21 protein-coding genes and 1 pseudogene are annotated in these 19,016 nt (G+C 69.8%); 8 read left to right on the top strand and 14 right to left on the bottom strand.

The window, feature by feature from the left end; genetic code table 11:
• Positions 1-202 (top strand): annotated as a pseudogene (locus JNL41_RS04510) (EamA family transporter RarD); the annotation flags it as partial.
• A 498-nt stretch (positions 203-700) separates the two neighbouring features.
• Here the strand turns inward: JNL41_RS04510 and JNL41_RS04505 are convergent.
• From JNL41_RS04505 to ahcY, 3 genes are all read right to left on the bottom strand, one after another.
• Complete coding sequence (locus tag JNL41_RS04505) at positions 701-1,825, bottom strand: serine hydrolase domain-containing protein (RefSeq protein ID WP_293473077.1); 1,125 nt, start codon at positions 1,823-1,825, stop codon at positions 701-703.
• Between the two features lie 45 nt (positions 1,826-1,870).
• On the bottom strand, positions 1,871-2,716 hold the full coding sequence (locus JNL41_RS04500) for a PfkB family carbohydrate kinase (protein ID WP_293473076.1): 846 nt from the start codon (positions 2,714-2,716) through the stop codon (positions 1,871-1,873).
• Between the two features lie 213 nt (positions 2,717-2,929).
• Positions 2,930-4,321: an adenosylhomocysteinase gene (gene ahcY, locus JNL41_RS04495; RefSeq protein WP_293473075.1), complete on the bottom strand. Its 1,392-nt coding sequence runs from the start codon at positions 4,319-4,321 to the stop codon at positions 2,930-2,932.
• A 160-nt stretch (positions 4,322-4,481) separates the two neighbouring features.
• Between ahcY and bioB the strand changes: the two genes are divergently transcribed.
• The 3 genes from bioB to JNL41_RS04480 all read left to right on the top strand — a co-directional run bounded on the left by bioB (position 4,482) and on the right by JNL41_RS04480 (position 7,248).
• Entirely contained in the window at positions 4,482-5,465 is a 984-nt protein-coding gene (gene bioB, locus JNL41_RS04490; RefSeq protein WP_293473074.1) for a biotin synthase BioB, read from the top strand.
• Between the two features lie 95 nt (positions 5,466-5,560).
• Positions 5,561-6,490 (top strand): ABC transporter ATP-binding protein, encoded by a 930-nt coding sequence (locus JNL41_RS04485; RefSeq protein ID WP_293473073.1) that lies wholly within the window; start codon positions 5,561-5,563, stop codon positions 6,488-6,490.
• Positions 6,487-7,248: an ABC transporter permease gene (locus tag JNL41_RS04480; RefSeq protein ID WP_293473072.1), complete on the top strand. Its 762-nt coding sequence runs from the start codon at positions 6,487-6,489 to the stop codon at positions 7,246-7,248. The genes JNL41_RS04485 and JNL41_RS04480 overlap by 4 nt, the downstream gene beginning before the upstream one ends.
• Positions 7,249-7,251: 3 nt before the next feature.
• On the opposite strand, the gene JNL41_RS04475 is transcribed toward JNL41_RS04480, so the two are convergent.
• From JNL41_RS04475 to JNL41_RS04455, 5 genes are all read right to left on the bottom strand, one after another.
• The gene (locus tag JNL41_RS04475; protein ID WP_293473079.1) at positions 7,252-7,527 is read right to left on the bottom strand and encodes an HPr family phosphocarrier protein; all 276 of its coding nucleotides are present in this window, start codon (positions 7,525-7,527) and stop codon (positions 7,252-7,254) included.
• Position 7,528: 1 nt separating this feature from the next.
• Positions 7,529-7,933 (bottom strand): PTS sugar transporter subunit IIA, encoded by a 405-nt coding sequence (locus tag JNL41_RS04470; RefSeq protein ID WP_293473071.1) that lies wholly within the window; start codon positions 7,931-7,933, stop codon positions 7,529-7,531.
• Between the two features lie 61 nt (positions 7,934-7,994).
• Complete coding sequence (locus tag JNL41_RS04465; RefSeq protein WP_293473070.1) at positions 7,995-8,429, bottom strand: HPr kinase/phosphorylase; 435 nt, start codon at positions 8,427-8,429, stop codon at positions 7,995-7,997.
• Positions 8,426-10,075: a stimulus-sensing domain-containing protein gene (locus JNL41_RS04460; RefSeq protein ID WP_293473069.1), complete on the bottom strand. Its 1,650-nt coding sequence runs from the start codon at positions 10,073-10,075 to the stop codon at positions 8,426-8,428. Before JNL41_RS04460 ends, JNL41_RS04465 begins: the two co-directional genes overlap by 4 nt.
• On the bottom strand, positions 10,044-10,760 hold the full coding sequence (locus JNL41_RS04455) for a response regulator transcription factor (RefSeq protein ID WP_293473068.1): 717 nt from the start codon (positions 10,758-10,760) through the stop codon (positions 10,044-10,046). Before JNL41_RS04455 ends, JNL41_RS04460 begins: the two co-directional genes overlap by 32 nt.
• Positions 10,761-10,914: 154 nt before the next feature.
• On the opposite strand from JNL41_RS04455, the gene JNL41_RS04450 reads away from it, so the two are divergent.
• Positions 10,915-12,627 carry a hypothetical protein gene (locus JNL41_RS04450; RefSeq protein ID WP_293473067.1) on the top strand — a complete coding sequence of 571 codons (1,713 nt, stop codon included), beginning with the start codon at positions 10,915-10,917 and terminating at the stop codon, positions 12,625-12,627.
• A gap of 21 nt (positions 12,628-12,648) precedes the next feature.
• On the opposite strand, the gene pseC is transcribed toward JNL41_RS04450, so the two are convergent.
• Entirely contained in the window at positions 12,649-13,812 is a 1,164-nt protein-coding gene (gene pseC, locus JNL41_RS04445) for a UDP-4-amino-4,6-dideoxy-N-acetyl-beta-L-altrosamine transaminase (protein WP_293473066.1), read from the bottom strand.
• A 13-nt stretch (positions 13,813-13,825) separates the two neighbouring features.
• Positions 13,826-14,878: a UDP-N-acetylglucosamine 4,6-dehydratase (inverting) gene (pseB, locus tag JNL41_RS04440; protein WP_293473065.1), complete on the bottom strand. Its 1,053-nt coding sequence runs from the start codon at positions 14,876-14,878 to the stop codon at positions 13,826-13,828.
• Between the two features lie 68 nt (positions 14,879-14,946).
• Between pseB and JNL41_RS04435 the strand changes: the two genes are divergently transcribed.
• A complete protein-coding gene (locus JNL41_RS04435) occupies positions 14,947-15,366 on the top strand; it encodes a Tat pathway signal protein (RefSeq protein WP_293473064.1) in 420 nt (139 codons plus the stop codon).
• Positions 15,367-15,378: 12 nt separating this feature from the next.
• Here the strand turns inward: JNL41_RS04435 and JNL41_RS04430 are convergent, their stop codons facing one another.
• From JNL41_RS04430 to JNL41_RS04420, 3 genes are all read right to left on the bottom strand, one after another.
• On the bottom strand, positions 15,379-15,984 hold the full coding sequence (locus tag JNL41_RS04430) for a PEPxxWA-CTERM sorting domain-containing protein (protein WP_293473078.1): 606 nt from the start codon (positions 15,982-15,984) through the stop codon (positions 15,379-15,381).
• Positions 15,985-16,155: 171 nt separating this feature from the next.
• Positions 16,156-16,446 carry a 4a-hydroxytetrahydrobiopterin dehydratase gene (locus tag JNL41_RS04425; RefSeq protein WP_293473063.1) on the bottom strand — a complete coding sequence of 97 codons (291 nt, stop codon included), beginning with the start codon at positions 16,444-16,446 and terminating at the stop codon, positions 16,156-16,158.
• Complete coding sequence (locus tag JNL41_RS04420) at positions 16,443-17,090, bottom strand: HAD-IA family hydrolase (RefSeq protein WP_293473062.1); 648 nt, start codon at positions 17,088-17,090, stop codon at positions 16,443-16,445. Before JNL41_RS04420 ends, JNL41_RS04425 begins: the two co-directional genes overlap by 4 nt.
• 72 nt (positions 17,091-17,162) lie before the next feature.
• Between JNL41_RS04420 and JNL41_RS04415 the strand changes: the two genes are divergently transcribed.
• Both JNL41_RS04415 and JNL41_RS04410 read left to right on the top strand, forming a co-directional pair.
• Entirely contained in the window at positions 17,163-17,537 is a 375-nt protein-coding gene (locus JNL41_RS04415; protein WP_293473061.1) for a hypothetical protein, read from the top strand.
• A gap of 10 nt (positions 17,538-17,547) precedes the next feature.
• The gene (locus JNL41_RS04410; RefSeq protein WP_293473060.1) at positions 17,548-18,318 is read left to right on the top strand and encodes a hypothetical protein; all 771 of its coding nucleotides are present in this window, start codon (positions 17,548-17,550) and stop codon (positions 18,316-18,318) included.
• Positions 18,319-18,320: 2 nt separating this feature from the next.
• Here the strand turns inward: JNL41_RS04410 and JNL41_RS04405 are convergent.
• A partial coding sequence (locus JNL41_RS04405) for an MFS transporter (protein WP_293473059.1) occupies positions 18,321-19,016 on the bottom strand: 696 nt, incomplete at its 5' end.

Genomic DNA, 19,016 nt, shown 5'->3' with positions numbered 1-19,016 from the left:
GCCCCTCTCGACCATGGCCTTCCTGCAGTTCATCGGCCCGACCATCGGCTTCGCCATCGGCGTGGCCCAGGGCGAGCCCTTCACGACGCTGCACGCCACCTCGTTCGGCTTCATCTGGGCCGGGGCGGCGGTGTTCCTGGTCGGTGCGTGGCGCCGCTCGCGCGCCATCCGCGCCGCCGTCGCCGAAGTGGCGGCCGAATAGCGGTTCCGTACAAAAACGCATAGCGGGTCTGTGAAATCGCTGATCTATGCAGCGTTCAGATGGCGCTATCTAAACAGTGTCCAGACGGACAGCGCCGCTCCCCTGGCGCTTCGACCCGAAACTCAGAGGTGTGTGTCATGACCTTCTTCTCGACCTTCGAACGCCAAGCCGACCGCATCGTCCCGCTGGCGATCCTCGTCCTCGGCATGCTGACCGCCTTCGCGACCGCCGGCCTGGGCGCCTGAGCCCCTCCACCGCCGCCGCGACGGATCAGGGCCCCTCGGGGCCCTTTTTCGTTTCCGCCTCTCCCCCGAGCGCGTAGCGCGAAGAGAGGGAGAGGGTAGGGAGAGGGCCGGCTCGTGCAGACGTGATCCGCCGTTGGTGCGACGAGGGCCACGGGTGACGTGCGGGACCTCGACAGGCTAACGGAGTCGCCCAGCCGGCCCTCTCCCTACCCTCTTGTCTGTGAGAAGTCTGCGAGAGGGAGGGAGAGGTGATTCAGAGCGCCGCGTAGGCGAGTTCGATCAGGCGCTTGGGACGTGTGTCGCCCATGAGCGCCGTGCCCTGCTTGTTCATCACGTAGCCGCAGCCGAGCTTCTTCGTCGGGTCGGCGAAGGCGCAGGCGCCGCCCCAGCCGGAGTGCCCGAACGCGCCCGGCGTCGGGCCCCACGGGAAGCAGGGTTCATTCCGCATGAAGCCCGCGCCCCAGCTCATTTCGTAGGGCAGCACCAGGTCCTGGCCGCGGATGCGCTCGCGGGTCGCCTCGGCGATCAGCGCCGGCGACAGGATCTCGTCGCCCTCCAGCCAGCCGTCGTTGGCGAGCGCCCCCATCAGCCGCGCCAGCGCCTCGGCCGTCGCGTAGCCGTTGGTCGACGGCACTTCCATGCGCCGGTAGTCCGCCGCCGCCTTGCCCGCCGCCGAGGACCAGGGCGCCAGGAAGGCGGCGCGGGTGGCCTCGTTGATCTCGCCGAAGTCGGGCATGGCGCTGGGCCGCACGAGATCGGCGACGCGGTCGTCCGCGCCCTCGGGCAGGCCGATCCAGAGGTCGAGGCCGAACGGCGCGCCGATGTCTTCCCGGAACGCCGTGCCGATGGTGCGGCCGTCCACGCGCCGGAAGATCTCGCCCGCGAGGTAGCCCACGGTCACGGGATGGTAGCCGCTGGCGGTTCCCGGCGGCCACATCGGGGCCATGGCGGCCAGACGGGCGCAGATGGCGTCCCAGTCGGTCCACAGCGCGGGGTCGATGGGCTCCGGGAAGCCCGGCAGGCCGGCCTGGTGGGAGATCGCCTGCTCGACGGTGACGGCGGCCTTCCCGGCCTGGGCGAACTCGGGCCACACGTCGGCGACGGGCTGGGCGTAGTCGAGCCGCGCGGCGTCCACCAGGCGCGCGATCATCAGGGCGGCCACGGCCTTGGTGGTGGAGAACACCGGAGCCAGCGTCGCGGCGTCCCAGGCCCGCTCGCGACGGCGGTCGGCGAAGCCGCCCATCAGGTCGAGCACGACCTCTCCCGCCTCGACGAGGGTGAAGCGCGCGCCCAGCTCCTCGCCGGCGTCGAAGCTCGCCGCGAAGGCGTCCTTGACCGCCGCGAAGCGGGCCGGCGCGAAACCTGTGATCTCAGCCATCTCCGACGCTGGATAACGGTCGGCCGCCGGATGGCAAGCGGCGCGTCAGAGCGGCTCGACGCGCACCGGGGCGGTGGGGTTCACGATGCGCTCGGCGAGCGCCACGATCGGGAGTTCCGTGGACTTCCAGGCCTGGGCCGCCGCGACGGTCTCGGCGGCGGCGCGGGCGGCCCGCTCGGCGGCGTCGCGGGGATCGCGGCCTTCGACCAGTCCGGCCCCGAAGCTGGCGGTGACGAGGTCGCCGGTGCCGTTGGGGGCGGTGGCGATGCGGCGGTGGCTGAACAGCACCGCCTCCTCCTTGTCGACGTAGAGCAGGCCGATCTCGCCCTCCCCTGCCGGCGCCGAGGTGACCAGGGCGGGCTTGCCCAGGCTGCGGGCCGCGTCGCGCGCGTCGGCGGCGGTCTCGATCCGCTTGTCGGCCAGGAAGGCCAGCTCCCAGAGGTTGGGCGTCAGCCAGTCGGCGAGCGGGACCAGCCGGTCCTCCACCGCCTGGGCCACGTCGTACTTCACGTAGAGTCCGCCCGGCGCGTCGCCGAGCACCGGGTCGACCAGCACCAGCGGGCGCGCGCCCCAGGCTTCGCTGCGCTCGGTGACGCGCACGCGTTCGATCACCCCGGCGGCGATCTCCACCTGCTCGGGGTCGGAGAAGTGGCCGGTGATGATCAGGTCGACCATGCCGAAGAGGGCGTCGGCCTCGATGTCGCCCAGCATGCGCCGGAACACGTCGGGCGAGGTCACCTCGCCCCTGCCGCCACGCGCCGGGGTGCGACCGAACATTGCGGTGGGCGCCAGCACGGGGTCGATCTTGTGCGCGGCCAGCACATACTGCTGCGCGGCCCCGCCGATGCGCGAGGCGGCCACGAACGACGAGAGGATCAGGGCGAGCGGCACACCTTCGCCGTTATCGCAGAACCCGTTGGGGAACCAGCGCTATTCTACTGCAGATGGTGAATCGTTCAGCAACTATCGCTGGAGTAGCGTCAGCGCCGATGCGCCCCCAGGTTGTGAATCGCCGTTCACATTGGCGCGGTGCGGCCCCCGCAAACGAAAAGGGCGGCCCGCGAGGACCGCCCTTCCGCGACACAGCCCTGGCGACGGGCTTGTCTAATAGCGGTAGTGCTCGGGCTTGAACGGACCCTGCGGCGCGACGCCGATGTAGTCCGCCTGGTCCTTGGAGAGCGTGGTCAGCTTGGCGCCCAGCTTGTCGAGGTGGAGCATGGCCACCTTCTCGTCGAGGTGCTTGGGAAGCGTGTAGACCTTCTTCTCGTACTTGGCGCCGTTCACCCACAGCTCGATCTGCGCCAGCGTCTGGTTGGTGAACGAGGCCGACATCACGAACGACGGGTGGCCGGTGGCGTTGCCGAGGTTCACCAGGCGGCCTTCCGACAGCACGATGATCTTCTTGCCGCCCGGGAATTCGACGTGGTGGACCTGCGGCTTGATCTCGTCCCACTTGAAGTTGCGCAGGCCGGCGATCTGGATCTCGCTGTCGAAGTGGCCGATGTTGCAGACGATGGCGTTGTTCTTCATCGCGCGCATGTGGTCGACGGTCAGCACGTCCTTGTTGCCGGTAGCCGTGCAGAAGATGTCGCCCTTGTCGGCGGCGTCTTCCATCGTGACGACCTCGTAGCCCTCCATCGCCGCCTGCAGGGCGCAGATCGGGTCGATCTCGGTGACCATGACCCGCGCGCCGCCGTTGCGCAGCGACGCCGCCGAGCCCTTGCCCACGTCGCCGTAGCCCAGGACGACGGCGACCTTGCCGGCCAGCATCACGTCGGTGCCGCGGCGGATGGCGTCCACCAGGCTCTCGCGGCAGCCGTAGAGGTTGTCGAACTTCGACTTCGTGACGCTGTCGTTGACGTTGATGGCGGTGAACGGCAGCTCGCCGCGCTCGTGCATCTGGTACAGGCGGTGGACGCCCGTGGTGGTCTCTTCCGACACGCCCTTACAGGCGTCGCGGATGGCGCTGTAGAAGCCCGGCTTCTCCTTGAGGTAGCGCTTCATCACCGTGAAGAGCGCTTCTTCTTCCTCGTTGGTCGGGTTGTTGAGGATCGAGGGATCCTTCTCGGCCTTCGGGCCTAGCACGCACAGCAGCGTCGCGTCGCCGCCGTCGTCGAGGATCAGGTTCGGATAGCCGCCGTCGTGCCACTCGAAGATCTTGTGGGCGTACTCCCAGTACTCGACCAGCGTCTCGCCCTTGATGGCGAACACGGCCGTGCCCTTGGCCGCGATGGCGGCGGCGGCGTGATCCTGGGTCGAGAAGATGTTGCACGAGGCCCAGCGGACCTCGGCGCCCAGGTGTTGCAGCGTCTCGATCAGCACCGCCGTCTGGATGGTCATGTGCAGCGAGCCGGCGATGCGCGCGCCCTTCAGCGGCTGGGCCTTGCCGAACTCGGCGCGCACAGCCATCAGGCCGGGCATCTCGGTCTCGGCGATCTCGATCTCCTTGCGGCCCCAGTCGGCCAGCGAGAGATCCTTCACGACGTAGTCGGTCATCTTCAGTCCTGATGCGGGGAATGCGTTGCCGGCCCCTATAGCGGGACCCGCACAGGCTATCAACACTCATATAAGGAAATCTTTATGCGTCCCTCGCTTGGGCGCCGCAGGGAGACCGGTCTAAGCGGCCTCCGGTTCCTCCCCCGGAGTAAGCTTACCCATGAACGTCCCCGTCCACGTCGCCGACCCGGCGAGCCCCCGTCACGACTGGACGCTGGAGGAGGTGGAGGCGCTGTTCGAGCTGCCGTTCACCGAGCTGGTGTTCCGGGCGGCCGAGGTCCACCGGCGCTGGTTCGACCCCACCGAGCTCCAGCTTTCGCAACTGCTCAGCGTCAAGACCGGCGGCTGCCCGGAGGACTGCGGCTACTGTAGCCAGAGCCAGCACTTCAAGACCGCCACGCGCGCCGCGAAGCTGCTGGACGCCGCGACCGTCATCGCCGCCGCGCAGGAGGCCAAGGCGGGCGGGGCGCAGCGGTTCTGCATGGGCGCGGCCTGGCGCGACGTGAAGGACCGCGACCTTCCGAAGGTCGCCGCCATGATCTCGGGCGTGAAGGCGCTGGGCCTGGAGACTTGCGCCACCCTCGGCATGCTGACGCCCGCGCAGGCCGTGACCCTGAAGGACGCCGGCCTCGACTACTACAACCACAACCTCGACACCGGCCCGGACTACTACGGCCAGGTCGTCACGACCCGCACCTACCAGGACCGGCTCGACACGCTGGCCGCCGTCCGCGACGCCGGCATGGCCACCTGCTGCGGCGGCATCGTCGGCATGGGCGAGACGCGGCGCGACCGCGCGGGCCTGCTGCGCCAGTTGGCGACGCTGCCCAGCCACCCGGAGAGCCTGCCGATCAACGACCTGATGCCCATCGACGGCACGCCCCTGGGCGGGAGCGACCCCGTCGACGTGCTGGAGTTCGTCCGCATGATCGCCGTCGCGCGCCTGGTCTGCCCGAAGTCGATGGTCCGCATCGCCGCGGGCCGCGAGCACATGAGCAAGGAGATGCAGGCGCTGTGCTTCCTCGCCGGCGCCAACTCGATCTTCGTCGGCGCGCGCCTGCTCACCACCGACAATCCCGGCCGCAGCAAGGACGACGAACTGCTCGCCGACCTCAGGATGCGGCCGATGGGCGCCGCCTGCTGACAGGTTCCGGCCGCGTGTTGCGCCAGAGCTTGTCGGCGGACGGCTAGCCCCGCCGTCCTCGGGCCTCTATCTGGGGCTCTCTGGAGGGAGCGCGCGTGGCCGAGCCGATCATCGACATCCAGGGGCTGTCCAAGACCTACGCCGGGGGCTTCCAGGCGCTGAAGGGCGTGGACCTGACCATCCGGCGCGGCGAGATCTTCGCGCTGCTGGGCCCGAACGGCGCCGGCAAGACCACGCTGATCGGCATCGTCTGCGGACTGGTCCGGCTGAGCGGCGGCAAGGTGATCGCCGACGGCCACGACATCCAGAAGGACTTCCGCGCCGCCCGCGCCAAGATCGGCCTGGTGCCGCAGGAGATCTCGACCGACGCCTTCGAGACGGTCTGGGACACGGTGAAGTTCAGCCGCGGCCTGTTCGGCAAGCCGCCGAACCCCGCCCACCTGGAGAAGGTGCTGAAGGACCTCAGCCTGTGGGACAAGAGGTCCGAGAAGATCATGGCGCTGTCGGGCGGCATGAAGCGGCGGGTGATGATCGCCAAGGCGCTGAGCCACGAGCCCGCCATCCTTTTCCTGGACGAGCCCACCGCCGGCGTCGACGTCGAGCTGCGGCGCGACATGTGGGAGATGGTCCGCGGCCTGCGCGAACAGGGCGTCACCATCATCCTGACCACCCACTACATCGAGGAAGCCGAAGAGATGGCCGACCGGATCGGCGTGATCTCGCACGGCGAGCTGATCCTGGTGGAGGAGAAGGCGCAGTTGATGCGCAAGCTCGGCAAGAAGCAGTTGACCCTGCAGCTCCAGGAGCCGCTGAGCGCCGCGCCGCTCATCGACGGCTTCCCGCTGGAGCTGGCGGGCGAGGGCGGCCAGCTCGTCTACACCTTCGACGCCCAGGCCGACTCCACCGGCATCGCCGAGCTGCTGCGCCGCCTCGGCGAGCGCGGCATCGACTTCAAGGACCTGCGCACCGAAGAGAGCAGCCTCGAGGACATCTTCGTCAGCCTGGTCCGCGGAGGCCGCGCATGAACCTGCACGCCGTCCGGGCCATCTATCTGTTTGAAATGCACAGGTGGTTGCGAACCATCGTCCAGAGTGTGGCCGCGCCCGTCATCACGACCTCGCTCTACTTCATCGTCTTCGGCGCCGCGATCGGCAGCCGGATGCCCAGCATCGGCGGCGTGAGCTACGGCGCCTACATCGTGCCGGGCCTCTTGATGCTGTCGATCCTGACCGAGAGCATCTCCAACGGCTCGTTCGGCATCTACATGCCGAAGTTCGCCGGCACGATCTACGAGGTGCTGAGCGCGCCCGTCTCGGCCGGCGAGGTGGTGCTGGGCTACGTCGGCGCCGCAGCGTCCAAGTCGGTCGTGCTGGGGCTCGTGATCCTGGCCACCGCACGGATCTTCGTGCCCTACGAGATCGGCCACCCGCTGGTGATGCTGGCCTTCCTGGTGCTGACCTCGGTGACCTTCAGCCTGTTCGGCTTCCTGACCGGCATCTGGGCCGACGGCTGGGAGAAGCTGTCGATCATCCCGACGCTGGTGATTACGCCGCTGACGTTCCTGGGCGGCAGCTTCTACTCGATCGACATGCTGCCGGGCGTCTGGAAGCAGATCGCGCTGGTGAACCCCGTCGTCTACTTGGTCAGCGGCTTCCGCTGGAGCTTCTACGGCGTCTCGGACGTGGGCGTGGGCGTCAGCCTGGCGGCGACGCTGGGCTTCCTGGCGGCGTGCCTCGCGGCGATCACCTGGATCTTCCGGACCGGCTGGCGGCTGAAGACGTAGGCGCTACTCGTCTTCCTCGAACCGACCCTCGACGAGGTCCACCAAGGCGGCCACCGCCATCTCGGCCTCTTCGCCGTCGGCGGTGATGTCGATTTCGCAGCCGGGGCCGGCGGCCAGCATCATCAGGCCCATGATCGAGCGGGCGTCGACGGTCGTGCCGTCCTTCGAGACCTTCACCTCGGCGTCGAAGGTGGCGGCGAGCTTGACGAACTTGGCCGAGGCCCGGGCGTGCAGGCCGCGCTTGTTGACGATCTCGACGGTGCGGACGGCGGGGGTCAGCTCACTTCTCTCCGGCCAGGACGTAAGAGGCCACGGAGATGTACTTTCGCCCGGCTTCCTGCGCCGCCGCAACCGCATCTTCCAGCGGCGCGCGGGTACGCAGGGAGGCGAGCTTGATCAGCATGGGCAGGTTGAGGCCCGCGATGACCTCGGCCTTGGTCTGCTCCATCACCGAGATGGCGAGGTTCGAGGGCGTGCCGCCGAACATGTCGGTGAGCAGGATGACGCCGTTGCCGGCGTCGACCCGCTTGCAGGCCGCCAGGATCTCGTGGCGACGCTTCTCCATGTCGTCTTCCGGGCCGATGCAGATCGACTCGACCGCAGCCTGCGGGCCGACGACGTGCTCCATCGCGTAGACGAACTCTTGCGCCAGACGGCCGTGAGTGACGATCACGAGGCCGATCATGCCGGACGATCCAAGGGTATCCCCACCCGAGACGGCGCCGGAACAACGGGCGCGAGCGGAGCTAGATACGCTTCTTGTGCGCCGCGTCAAAGGCCTCCAGCGCGCGGCCTAGTTTCGCAGGCGCCGAGACTTCGAACGGGTCTGCCGCCAGGAGTGGAACCGCCAGGCCCAGGATCGCTTCGGTTGCGGCGTCGGGCATCCGCTCGGGCGTTCCGAGCCGCACCTTGAGCGCGATCTCGCAGAAGCCGACCGGCGCGACCGCGACGATGCCCTGCCCCCGGATCTCGATCAGCCCCGCCAGCGGGTCCGGCGCGCGGCCCCAGAGCCGGCCGTCGTCGGTCCAGAGCAGGACCCGGTCGTCGGCGACGAGGCGGAAGCCGTGGTCCAGGGCGCGGAGCGCCAGGTCGCTCTTGCCCGCCCCCGACGGCCCCTCGATGAGGATGCCGCGCCAGAGCCCGCCCGTCCGCCGGGCGATCAGCCCCGCGTGGACAATCACTCGCCGGTCTCCGGGAGCACGAGCGTGAACATCGCGCCCAGGACCTTGCCCTCGGCGCCGGTGCGGTTCTCGGCGCGCAGCATGCCGCCGTGCGCCTCGGCGATCTGCCGGGCGATGGACAGCCCGAGGCCGGAGTTCCCGCCGAAGGCCGAGCCCTTCGGCCGCGACGTGTAGAAGCGCTCGAACACGGTCTCGAGGTTTTCCGGCGGGATGCCCGGACCGTTGTCGGAGACGGTGACGATCGCCTCGTCCTGCACGCGCCAGAGCCCCACCGAGACGGTGTCGCCCGGCGGGCTGAACGAGCGGGCGTTGTCGATCAGGTTGCGCAGGATCTGGCCCAGCGGGCCTTCCCGGCCGACGACGGTGATCGCCTGCAGGCCCGCGTGGGCGTGGTAGGTCACCTGCACGTCGCCCGGCTTGGCCACATTCTGGTAGGTGGAGACCACGTCGCCGACGAGGCGGTTGAGGTCGATCAGCCGGGGCTGGTCGCGCGAAAGCTCGGCGTCGAGGCGCGAGGCGTTGGAGATGTCGGTGACCAGCCGGTCGAGACGCTGGACGTCGTTCTTCAGGATCGAGAGCAGCCGGTCGCGGGCGGCCGGGTCCGTCACCAGGTCGAGGGTCTCCACGGCGGAGCGCAGCGACGTCAGCGGGTTGCGGATCTCGTGCGCCACGTCGGCGGCGAACGACTCGATGGCGTCCATCCGCTCCGAGAGCGCCTGGGTCATGGCTTCCAGGCTGCGGGTGAGGTCGCCCACCTCGTCGTCGCGCCGCGCGAGGTCGGGCAGCGATATGGCGCGGGTGCGGCCGTGGCGAACGCGGTCGGCGGCGCGCGCCATGCGCAGCACGGGCTGGGCCACCAGGCTGTTCAGCAGGAAGGACGAGATCACCGTCACCGCGACGGCGATGAGGATGAACGGGATCAGCGCCGCGCGCTCGCGCGCGATGATGGCGTCGACGTCGCTGGCCTCCAGCGTCACCACCCCCAGCACCGCGCGCACATGCCGGATCGGCAGCGAGACCGAGACCACGCGGTCGCCGTCGGCGTTGCGCCGCAGTCCGGCATAGCGGTGGCCCTGGAGCGCCGTCGCGACCTCGCGCTGGAGCGCCGCCTGGCGTTCCTTGAACGAGGGCGGCTCGGCCTTGGGCATCAGGTCGAGGCCCTGGGTGGCGTCGCGCGGCCGGGCCGGGGGCAGTTCGCGCGCCTCGACCTCGTCGGCCATCCAGTCGGAATCGGCGACCAGGCGGCCCCGGCTGTCGAACAGCCGCGCCCGCTGGGCCTTGGGGTTGGAGAGCGTCTGGAGGAGTTCCGTCGCGTAGGCCGCATCCATCTGCGGCTCGGGCTCGCCCACCGTGGCGGCCTGGTTGAGGATCGAGGCGATCAGCTCGCCCTGGGTCGACAGGCTGTCGATGCGCGCGTTGACCAGGCCGCGACGCAGCTCGTTCAGCACCAGCGCCCCCGAGATCAGGATCGCCAGGCCCAGCAGGTTGAACGCCAGGATCAGGCGGCCGAGCCGCGAGCCCGGCAGCCCGGTGAACTTCAGCCGCGGCCGCGCTGTCTTGCCCCGGACCGTGCGCTCGAGGACCCCCAGCTCGGGAGGCGCGTCGGCGGCGGTCTCAGGACTCCCGGTATCGGTAGCCGACGCCATAGAGGGTTTCGATCGCGTCGAACTCAGGATCCACCTCGCGGAACTTCTTCCGCATGCGCTTGATGTGGCTGTCGATGGTGCGGTCATCGACGTAGACCTGATCGTCGTAGGCCGCGTCCATCAGGTTGTCGCGGCTCTTCACGAAGCCCGGGCGCTGCGCCAGCGACTGCAACAGCAGGAACTCGGTGACGGTGAGCTTCACGGGCTTGCCGTCCCACAGGCTCTCGTGGCGCGCCGGGTCCAGGGTGAGCTTGCCGCGCTTCAGGGCGCGCGCGTTCAGGTCGGCCGCGGCCGCGGGGCTGGCCGGATCGTCGGGCTCGCCGCGGCCGGCGCGGCGCAGCACCGCCTTCACGCGTTCGAGCAGCAGGCGCTGGCTGAACGGCTTGTGCATGTAGTCGTCGGCGCCGAGGTTGAAGCCGAGGATCTCGTCGATCTCCTCGTCCTTCGACGTCAGGATGATAACCGGCACCTCGGACGTTCGGCGCAGCCTGCGCAGCACCTCCATGCCGTCCATCCGCGGCATCTTCACGTCGAGGATGGCGACGTCCGGCGGATCGTTCTCCAGGGCCGCGAGCCCTGCCGCGCCGTCGAAATAGGCTTTCACGGTGTGGCCGTGGCTCTCGAGCGCCAGGCTGACCGACGTCACGATATTCTCGTCATCGTCGACGAGTGTGATCTTCGCCATCTGAGGTGGAATTCTCCTTAACCGAAGTCATGCAACCTATTGGGCCTTCACCGTGGCCTCAATGGGGCCGCGACCGGAAAGGTGAGCAGGGTCAACGCAGCCTTAAGCTGTTTGGTCGAACGTGGTTCCCCTCGACGGGGGGCAGACGTTCGCGATGAGCGGGACGAGAGTGCATTTCGAAGTCTTCATCCGGAAGATCGCCGGCGCCCCCTGGTCGCTGGACCTCGCCACCGAGAACCGCGCGACCGCGACGCAGACCGCCCAGGACCTGATGGCCGAGGGCCGCGTCGCCGCGGTGAAGGTGACGAAGGAGGTCTTCGACGAGGAGACCCGCGAGTTCAACTCGGTGGTCATCCAGAAGCTGGGCGCGGCCGACGTCGCGGCGAAGTCGACCCCGCGGGAAGAGCCGCAGCCGCTGTGCGTCACCCCGCAGGACCTCTACACCGTCCACGCCCGCGAACGGATCGGCCGGCTCCTGGAGGGCTGGCTCGAGCGCAACAACGCCACGCCGTTCGAACTGCTGCACCGGCCCGACCTGGTCGAGAAGCTGGAGGCGTCGGGCACCGACCTTCAGCACGCCATCCAGAAGATCTCCGTGCCGGAGGCGCACGCCCGCTCGATGAGCGTGCATGAGCTGATCCGGACATTCCACGCGCTGATCGAGCGCGCGGTCGAGCGCCTGATCCGGGACCAGAAGAAAGGCGTGCTGCCGGACCTCGACAGGGAAGGCTTCGCCGCCGCCGCCGAGCGCCTGGCCCAGAACCCCGAGCGCGGCTACCTGCTGGGCGCGGGCGTGGCCGCCTCGATCTCGCCGGCCCCGACCTGGGTCGAGAAGGTCACGCGCCTGATCGACCTGGCCGACGCGGCCCCCGCCGCGGGGCTTGGCCGCGCCGCGGCGCTCGACGTCATCCAGCAGCCCCTGTCCGAGATCCTCGAGACCAAGCCGGGCATGACCGACGTCATGGGCAAGGGCCGCGACCTCGGCGCCACCCTCGCGTCGATGACCCGCCTCGCCGCCTTCGACGCGGTGGAGAAGCTGATCCTGGTCGAGAAGTCGGTGCAGAAGGTGATGCCCGAACTCTCGCCGCTGGCGCTGCGCCTGGCGAAGTGGCTGTCGGGCGAGCAGTTCAAGGAGACCCGCGCGGCGATCGGCCGGCGTATCCTGCGCGACCTGACGGGTCCGCGCCGGCTCTGCCCGGGCGACGCCGAGCGCGAGATCGACGTGCTGCGCGCGCTCGCCATGTCGCTGACCGCGGCCGCCGGCAACCTGCTGCCGCTGGAGGACGTGCAGGCCGCGTTCGCGGCTCGCTCGCGGATGCTCGTCACCGGCGACTTCGTGGAGGCCTACCTCGGCCAGGGGCGCACCAGCTTCGAGGAGGTCGAAGCGCTCATCTGGCTCACCGAGAACATCATCGGCGCGGCCAACAAGCGCCAGGCCGCGGGCTGGGTGAAGGCGGTCGTGAACTCGCTGAAGTTCGACAAGGAGCTGACCGACGGTCACGAGAGCCCCGGCGAGCGCCTGTCGCGGCTGGCGGGGCTGTCGCGCGCCGTGGCCCGCTGCGGCCTGGTCACCGAGGACTACCAGCCGATCCAGGAGAAGCTGGGCATGATCGGCGGCGACATCGAGAGCCGCGCCAAGCTGTCCCAGAGCGTCGCCGCCGCCAACGCCCCGCTGATCCAGCGCCTGACCCTGCTCCTGAAGCTGGCCGCCGGCGAGAGCGCGCCGCAGGGGCCCGCCGCCGCACGCGCCCGCTCCGAGGCGCTGAAGCTCTTCAGGCTGGACGCGACTCGCGCCGAACTCGCGGCCTCGCCCACGCACATGGCCCAGGTGCGCGAACTGATCCAGGCGGCGGGGATGGCCGCGTAGATCGCAGGCCACGGGGCCGATCTAGAGCCGCAGCGCCGCCTTCAGCGCCGCGACCACGCGGCCCACGTCCTCGTCCGCCATCCCCGGGTATAGCGGCAGCGAGAGGCACTTCGCGTACCACGCATCGGCGCCCGGCAGGTCCTGCTCGCCGTAGAGGCCGCGGTAGTAGGACTGGCGGTGGACCGGGATGTAGTGGACCTGGGTGAGGACGCCCTCGGCCTTCAGCGCCTCGACCACCTCGCGCCGGCTGGTCCCGGCGGCGGCGAAGTCGATCAGCACGGTCATCAGGTGCAGGACCGGGTCGCTGTAGGCCGGCTGGGCGGCCTGGCGCACGATGGGGGCGAGCGGGGCCAGGGCCTCGCGGTAGGCGCCGGCCAGCGCGCGCCGCCGCTCCGCGAACCGCGGCAGCTTGGCGAGCTGCGAGAGGCCCAGCGCGCAGAGGATATCGGGCAGGCGGTAGTTGAAGCCCGGCTCGGGCATCTCGTACCACCACAGATCGGCCTTCGGCGGCCGCACCATGCCGTGCGAGCGCAGGAGGCGCAGGCGTTCGGCCAGCTTCGGATCGCCGGTGGTCACCATGCCGCCTTCGCCCGTGGCGATGGTCTTCACCGGATGGAACGAGAAGGTGGCCATGGCCGAGTGGCGCGCATCGCCGATCGTTTCCGCCACATTGCCGAACTTTGCCGTCGTTCCGAGGGCGTGCGGCGCATCTTCGACGAGAACCGCGCGGTGCTGATAGGCCAGCTTCTCCAGCTCGGGCAGGTCGCAGGCGTCCCCGCGCAGGTGGACGGGAAGCACGGCGCGGAGCCGGCGGCCCGCCAGCTTGCCGATGGCGGCCTTCAGCGTGGCCGGCGTCATGAGGCCGCTGGCGGGGTCGACGTCGGCGAAGATCACGTCGGCGCCGACGTAGCGGGCGCAGTTGGCGGTGGCCAGGAAGGTGATCGACGGCGCGATCACCGCCTCGCCCGGCTGCACCTTGAGCGCCAGCATCGCCAGGTGCAGCGCCGCGGTGCCGTTGGCGCAGGCGACGGCGTGCCTGGCGCCGACCGCCTCGGCGAACGCCTGCTCGAAACGCTCGACTGTGGGCCCCGTCGTCAGGAAGTCGCCGCGCAAGGCCTCGGCCACGGCGGCGATGTCGTCGTCGTCGATGGTCTGGCGGCCGTAGGGGAGGATCGCGTCCGTCACACCCGGCCTCCCCTCAGTCGTTCGACCGGCGGCGGCGCTCGTGCGGCTTGTTCTCGTCCAGCATCCGCAGCAGGCCCGGCCCGTCGAGCCACTCGGGGTTGGTGTCGCTGACATAGCTGAAGTCGTCGGCGATCGCCGCGCCGCGCAGCGGCTCGCGGGTGTATTCCACGAACGCGGGCTCGATGGCGTAGCGGTCGCCGAGGTCGACGGTGTTCCGCGCGTCGTCGGCCGAGATCATCATCTCGTGCAGCTTCTCGCCGGGACGGATGCCGATGAGCCGGGTGGCCATGTCCGGGGCCATCGTCGCGGCGATGTCGGTGATCCTCATCGAGGGGATCTTGGGCACGAAGATCTCGCCGCCGCTCATGCGGTCCAGCGACGAGAGCACGAAGTCGACGCCTTCGCCGAGCGTGATGAGGAAGCGCGTCATCCGCGGGTCGGTGATCGGGAGCTCAGCCGCGCCGCGCTGGATCAGCCGCTGGAAGAACGGGATCACCGAGCCCCTGGAGCCGACCACGTTGCCGTAGCGCACCACCGCGAAGCGCGTGCCGATGTCGCCCGAGAGGTTGTTGGCCGCCACGAAGGTCTTGTCCGACGCCAGCTTGGTCGCGCCGTAGAGGTTGATCGGGTTGCAGGCCTTGTCGGTGGAGAGCGCCACCACCTGCTTCACCCGGTTGGCGAGGCAGCCCCACACCACGTTCTCGGCGCCGAGCACGTTGGTATGGATGCATTCGGACGGGTTGTATTCGGCCGCCGGCACCTGCTTCAGCGCCGCGGCATGGATCACGATGTCGACGCCGCGCAGCGCCAGGCTCAGCCGCTCGCGGTCGCGCACGTCGCCGAGGAAGAAGCGCATCGCCAGCATCTGCTCGGGGCCGAAACGCTCGGCGAGGTCGATCTGCATCTCGCTCTGCTTCAGCTCGTCGCGCGAGTAGACGATCAGCTTCCGAGGCCTGGCGTGCGTCAGCACGGTCTCGATGAAGCGGCGGCCGAACGAGCCGGTGCCGCCGGTGACGAGGATGACCTTGCCGTCGAGGTCGAGGTTGGTCGGCGCAAATCGGCCCAAGGGGCCCTCCGCGTGGCTGGCGAATCGCCCGCCTGTTCTTTCAGGCCCGCGTAAAGAGACCGCTAACCATGATCGGCGAAGCTCGCCGCGCCATGGACCGCCGCCTGTTCCTCGCCCTGACGGGCCTCGCCGCGCTCGCCCCGGCCGCCGCCGGCGCGGCCGAAGAGAAGAAGAAATCGGGCGGCGGCAGCTATGTCCCGATCCAGACCCTGCTGGGGTCCACGTTCAAGGCGAGCGGCGCGCGCGGCGTTCTGGCGGTGGACTGCGGCCTCGACGTTCCCGACGCGGCGCTGCGGACCCGCGCCACGCAGTCGATCCCGCGCCTGCGGGCCGCCTACGTGCAGACCGTGCAGGCTTATGCGGCCGGCCTCGCCTCGGGCGCGCTGCCCAGCGCCGACTACATCGGCCAGCAGCTCCAGCGCCAGACCGACGTCATCCTCGGCAAGCCGGGCGCCCGCGTCCTGCTGGGCGCCATCGTCGTCAACTGACCGGTCGGCGCCTCAGGCCGGGGTGGCCCAGGCGCGGCGGCGCAAGGCTGCGCCGACCCCTGCGAAGCCCAAGATCAGCATCGCCCAGGTCGAGGGTTCCGGCACCCCCGCGCTGGCGCTCGCGTAGCGGACGTCGTCGAAAAAGTGGAACTCGTTGTCGCCGCTCACCGTGATCGTGGTGAACGCCGTCGTGCTCGTGAAGCCGAAGAAGCCGTCGTTCACGGCCGGACCGGCGAAGGTGTCCCCGTTGACGGTGAAGCGGATACCCGATCCGGAGAGCACGTTCCGGTAACTGGCGCCAAAGGCCGTGATCGCGGTGTCGAACGTGATGACATAGCCGTAGGGCAGGGCGCAGAGGCCGCAGACGTCGCCGTAGGCCTCGCCGCTCGCCACCCCCATGCCGCCGACGCCGTTCGTGGGGTCGCCCGTCAAGGTGAACGGGCCGACATCGTAGCTCGTCCCCTCAAAGCTGCCGTCAGGCGTGGCGTTGAAGTCGAAGAGCGTGGTCGGCCCGGCCGCCGCCTCGAAGTCGACCTGACCGGCGTAGGTGGTGACGGCCGCCATCGACGGCGTCGCGGCCAGAACCACGGCTAGGGCCGAAGACGCGAGTGCGATCATTTTCACGGGCTGCTCCATCTCGAAATCGCCACAGGGGTCGACAGGTTCGCGATTTAGGCGAGGCTCATCAACGATGCGCGCGTCTCGGGCGAATCCCGCAACCGGAAGCCTCATTCCATGCCGCGATCAGGCCGCTCGACGTCGCTTCGGGCCCGGCAGCGGGAGGCCGACCTAGCTTGCGATCTCGTCCATGAACGCGGCGAGGGTCACATCCAGGGCGGTGACCCCCTCGGCGTCGTGGGTGGCCAGGGTGACTTCGACGCGGTTGTAGACGTTGAACCACTCGGGGTGGTGATCGAGCTGCTCGGCGCGGATCGCCACGCGGGTCATGAACCCGAAGGCCTCGTTGAAGTCCTTGAAACGGAACGTCCGCTGGATGGCGTCGCGCCCGCCCGCCGGCTTGCTCCAGCCGGGCAGGTCCTTCAGCGCCGCCTCGGCGCCGATCTTCGACGGCCGGCTCACGCGAACGCGAGCCCCGTGGCGACCGAAAGCTCGTCCAGGGTCTGGTCGACGTTCAGCACCTTGATCGCCTTCATGCCCAGGCCGGCGGCCGGCTTGCAGTTGATGCCGAGGTCGTCGAGGTAGATGCAGGCGTCGGGCTGCACGCCCAGCAGGTCGCACATCATCAGGTAGATGCGCGGGTCGGGCTTGCGCACCCCCGCCTTGCTGCTCTCGATGATCGCGTCGAACAGCGGCATGACCTGGCCCATGGCTCCGGCCGCCTTCTGGGCGCCGTCCTGGCCCGGCGAGTGCTCGGAAACCACGTTGTTGGTGATGCAGCCCACCTTGAAGCCTGCCGCCTTGCAGGCCTTCAGCGCCTCGACCATCCGGGGGCGGAGCTCGCCCGCCAGCCTGGGCAGGACGTCGGCGCCGCGCAGCGGATGGCCCAGCGCCGTCGACTCCGCGAGGAACAGCGCGTCGAAGCCCGCGGCGTCGATCTCGTTCCGCTCGAACAGGGCCCAGGCGTTGGTGTCGGGATCGGTCGCGTTGACCCTGCGGATCAGGTCCACGGGCAGGCCGCGCTCGGCCTCCAGCCGGTTGAAGGCCTCGAAGGGCGAGGAGGTGAAGACCCCGCCGAAATCCCAGATCACCGCTTCGACAGCCACACACCGCTCCTGCACCAGTTCTCAGCGGCGCGGACGCTAGAGAGCCGCAATCGGACGTGCAAGTAAGGCGCGATGCTCCCGCGCCGCTTTCCCCGCCCGGACCGCCTTCCGCGACATGTGCGCCTGGGCCTCTACGCGCTGGCGACCGCGATCCTGCTGGTCCTGTGCGTGCTGCCGACCGCCGACCTGCCCGACCCGGGCACGGGCGACCGCTTCGAGCACATGGCGGCCTGGTTCGTGCTGACGGCCACCGGCTACCTGCTTGCGCCGAACCGCGCGCTCGCGATCCCGGCCTACGCCCTGGCCTTCGGCGCCTTCATCGAAGTGGTGCAGGGCCTGACGCCGACGGGCCGCCACTCCGACCCGCTGGACTTCGTCGCCGACGCGGTGGGCGTGGCGCTGGCGGTCGCGGGGTACGTGGCGGCGCGGCGTATGGCGCGCGCCTGACGCGGCCACTATGGTCGCGCGCATCATGCCGGACGCGTCCAAGCCCTTCATCTACCTCGCGGTCCCCTGCTACGGCGGCCAACTGAACCTCTATTTCGTGCAGTCGCTGCTGCGGCTGCAGGAGGCCTGCCGCACCCGGGGCATCGGCCTGCATGTCGACATGATGGGCGGCGAGGCGCTGATCACGCGGGGCCGCTCGCGCCTGGCGGCCCAGTTCCTGGCGCACCCCGAGGCGACGCACATCCTCTACATCGACGCCGACATCGGCTTCGCGCCCGAGAACGTCTTCCGGCTGCTGGACGCCGACAAGGACGTGATCGCCGCGGTCTGCCCGCTGAAGCAGATCGACTGGGAGAAGGTGCGCGCCGCCGCCAAGGCCGGGGTGAAGGACCTGCAGGCCGCCTCGATCGGCTACGTCGTCCGCTTCATCCCCACGCCGGACCATTCGGTCGAGGTCGTGGACGGCTTCGCCAGGGTCTCCTACGGCGGCACCGGGTTCCTGATGATCGGGCGGCCCGCGATGCAGCGGCTGTTCGACGCCCATCCCGAGCTGCGCGCCAACATGCGCGACATGGCCGACAACCAGGCGGCCGAGACCGTCATGGTGTTCGACACCATGATCGAGCCCGAGACGGGGGCCTACCTTTCCGAGGACTACGCCTTCTGCCGCCGCTGGCGCGACCTGGGCGGCGAGATCTGGGCCGACGTCTCGGCCCGCCTCACCCACGTGGGGCACGCCGCCTACACCGGCAGCCTCATCGAGGCGATGCGGCCCGGCTGAACCTACTGTGCGGGCGTCGCGGCCACGACCCCCGGCGGATCCTTGACGACCGGGGCCTCCGGCGGCGGCCCGGCCGCGGCCCGACGCGCCAGGATGGCGGCGCGGGTCGCCTCGTAGCTGGCCTTGTTGATCGCGTAGCGCCCGTAGCAGATCGCCGCGATCACGCCCGGGATCGCCGCCAGCACGCCGTCCCAGAGCGCCAGGTTGACCAGGGTGTCGTGCGCCACCGCGCCGGGCCTGGCCTTCTCCGGGAAGGCGATGATGAAGAGCACGAAGCCGGCCAGCAGCGAGCCGATGGCCTGGTCGATCTTCGCCGCCAGGGCGCGGGTCGAGTAGAGGATGCCTTCCTGCCGGACGCCGAAGCGAAGCTCGTTCTCGTCGGCGATGTCGGCCAGCGCCGACATGGCGCCGATCTGCAGCACGCTCATCGAGCCGTACGACAGCGCCGACCAGGCGATCAGCATCCACACGAGGCCCGGCGTGTGCGGCGTCAGCACGCCCATCATGCCGGCGACGAGCGGCGCCGCGGTCGTGATCGAATAAGCGACCGCGCCCCAGACCATGGTCGCGCGCTTGTCGAACTTGCCGTGCATGCGCGCGGCGAAGACGAAGGCGGTGGCGTAGCCGGCGAAGCTGCCGATCACGAACAGGCGAAGCTGCTCGCTGTTGAGGCCCCAGTAGAAGGTCGCCGTGTAGAG

It is taken from the genome of Phenylobacterium sp., from assembly GCF_016793285.1.
GTDB lineage: Bacteria > Pseudomonadota > Alphaproteobacteria > Caulobacterales > Caulobacteraceae > Phenylobacterium.
The sequence above is the reverse complement of the archived record's forward strand: the minus strand, read 5'-3'. Positions and strand labels throughout refer to the sequence as shown.

Excerpts from the sequence above, each read along its gene's own strand:
- JNL41_RS04410 (WP_293473060.1), top strand. The coding sequence starts at position 17,548 with ATGGTCGCGCGCATCATGCCGGACGCGTCCAAGCCCTTCATCTACCTC.
- JNL41_RS04505 (WP_293473077.1), bottom strand. The coding sequence starts at position 1,825 with ATGGCTGAGATCACAGGTTTCGCGCCGGCCCGCTTCGCGGCGGTCAAG.
- JNL41_RS04480 (WP_293473072.1), top strand. The coding sequence starts at position 6,487 with ATGAACCTGCACGCCGTCCGGGCCATCTATCTGTTTGAAATGCACAGG.
- JNL41_RS04415 (WP_293473061.1), top strand. The coding sequence starts at position 17,163 with ATGCTCCCGCGCCGCTTTCCCCGCCCGGACCGCCTTCCGCGACATGTG.
- JNL41_RS04460 (WP_293473069.1), bottom strand. The coding sequence starts at position 10,075 with ATGGCGTCGGCTACCGATACCGGGAGTCCTGAGACCGCCGCCGACGCG.
- JNL41_RS04435 (WP_293473064.1), top strand. The coding sequence starts at position 14,947 with ATGATCGGCGAAGCTCGCCGCGCCATGGACCGCCGCCTGTTCCTCGCC.
- JNL41_RS04455 (WP_293473068.1), bottom strand. The coding sequence starts at position 10,760 with ATGGCGAAGATCACACTCGTCGACGATGACGAGAATATCGTGACGTCG.
- JNL41_RS04470 (WP_293473071.1), bottom strand. The coding sequence starts at position 7,933 with ATGATCGGCCTCGTGATCGTCACTCACGGCCGTCTGGCGCAAGAGTTC.
- ahcY (WP_293473075.1), bottom strand. The coding sequence starts at position 4,321 with ATGACCGACTACGTCGTGAAGGATCTCTCGCTGGCCGACTGGGGCCGC.
- JNL41_RS04430 (WP_293473078.1), bottom strand. The coding sequence starts at position 15,984 with ATGATCGCACTCGCGTCTTCGGCCCTAGCCGTGGTTCTGGCCGCGACG.
- bioB (WP_293473074.1), top strand. The coding sequence starts at position 4,482 with ATGAACGTCCCCGTCCACGTCGCCGACCCGGCGAGCCCCCGTCACGAC.
- JNL41_RS04450 (WP_293473067.1), top strand. The coding sequence starts at position 10,915 with ATGAGCGGGACGAGAGTGCATTTCGAAGTCTTCATCCGGAAGATCGCC.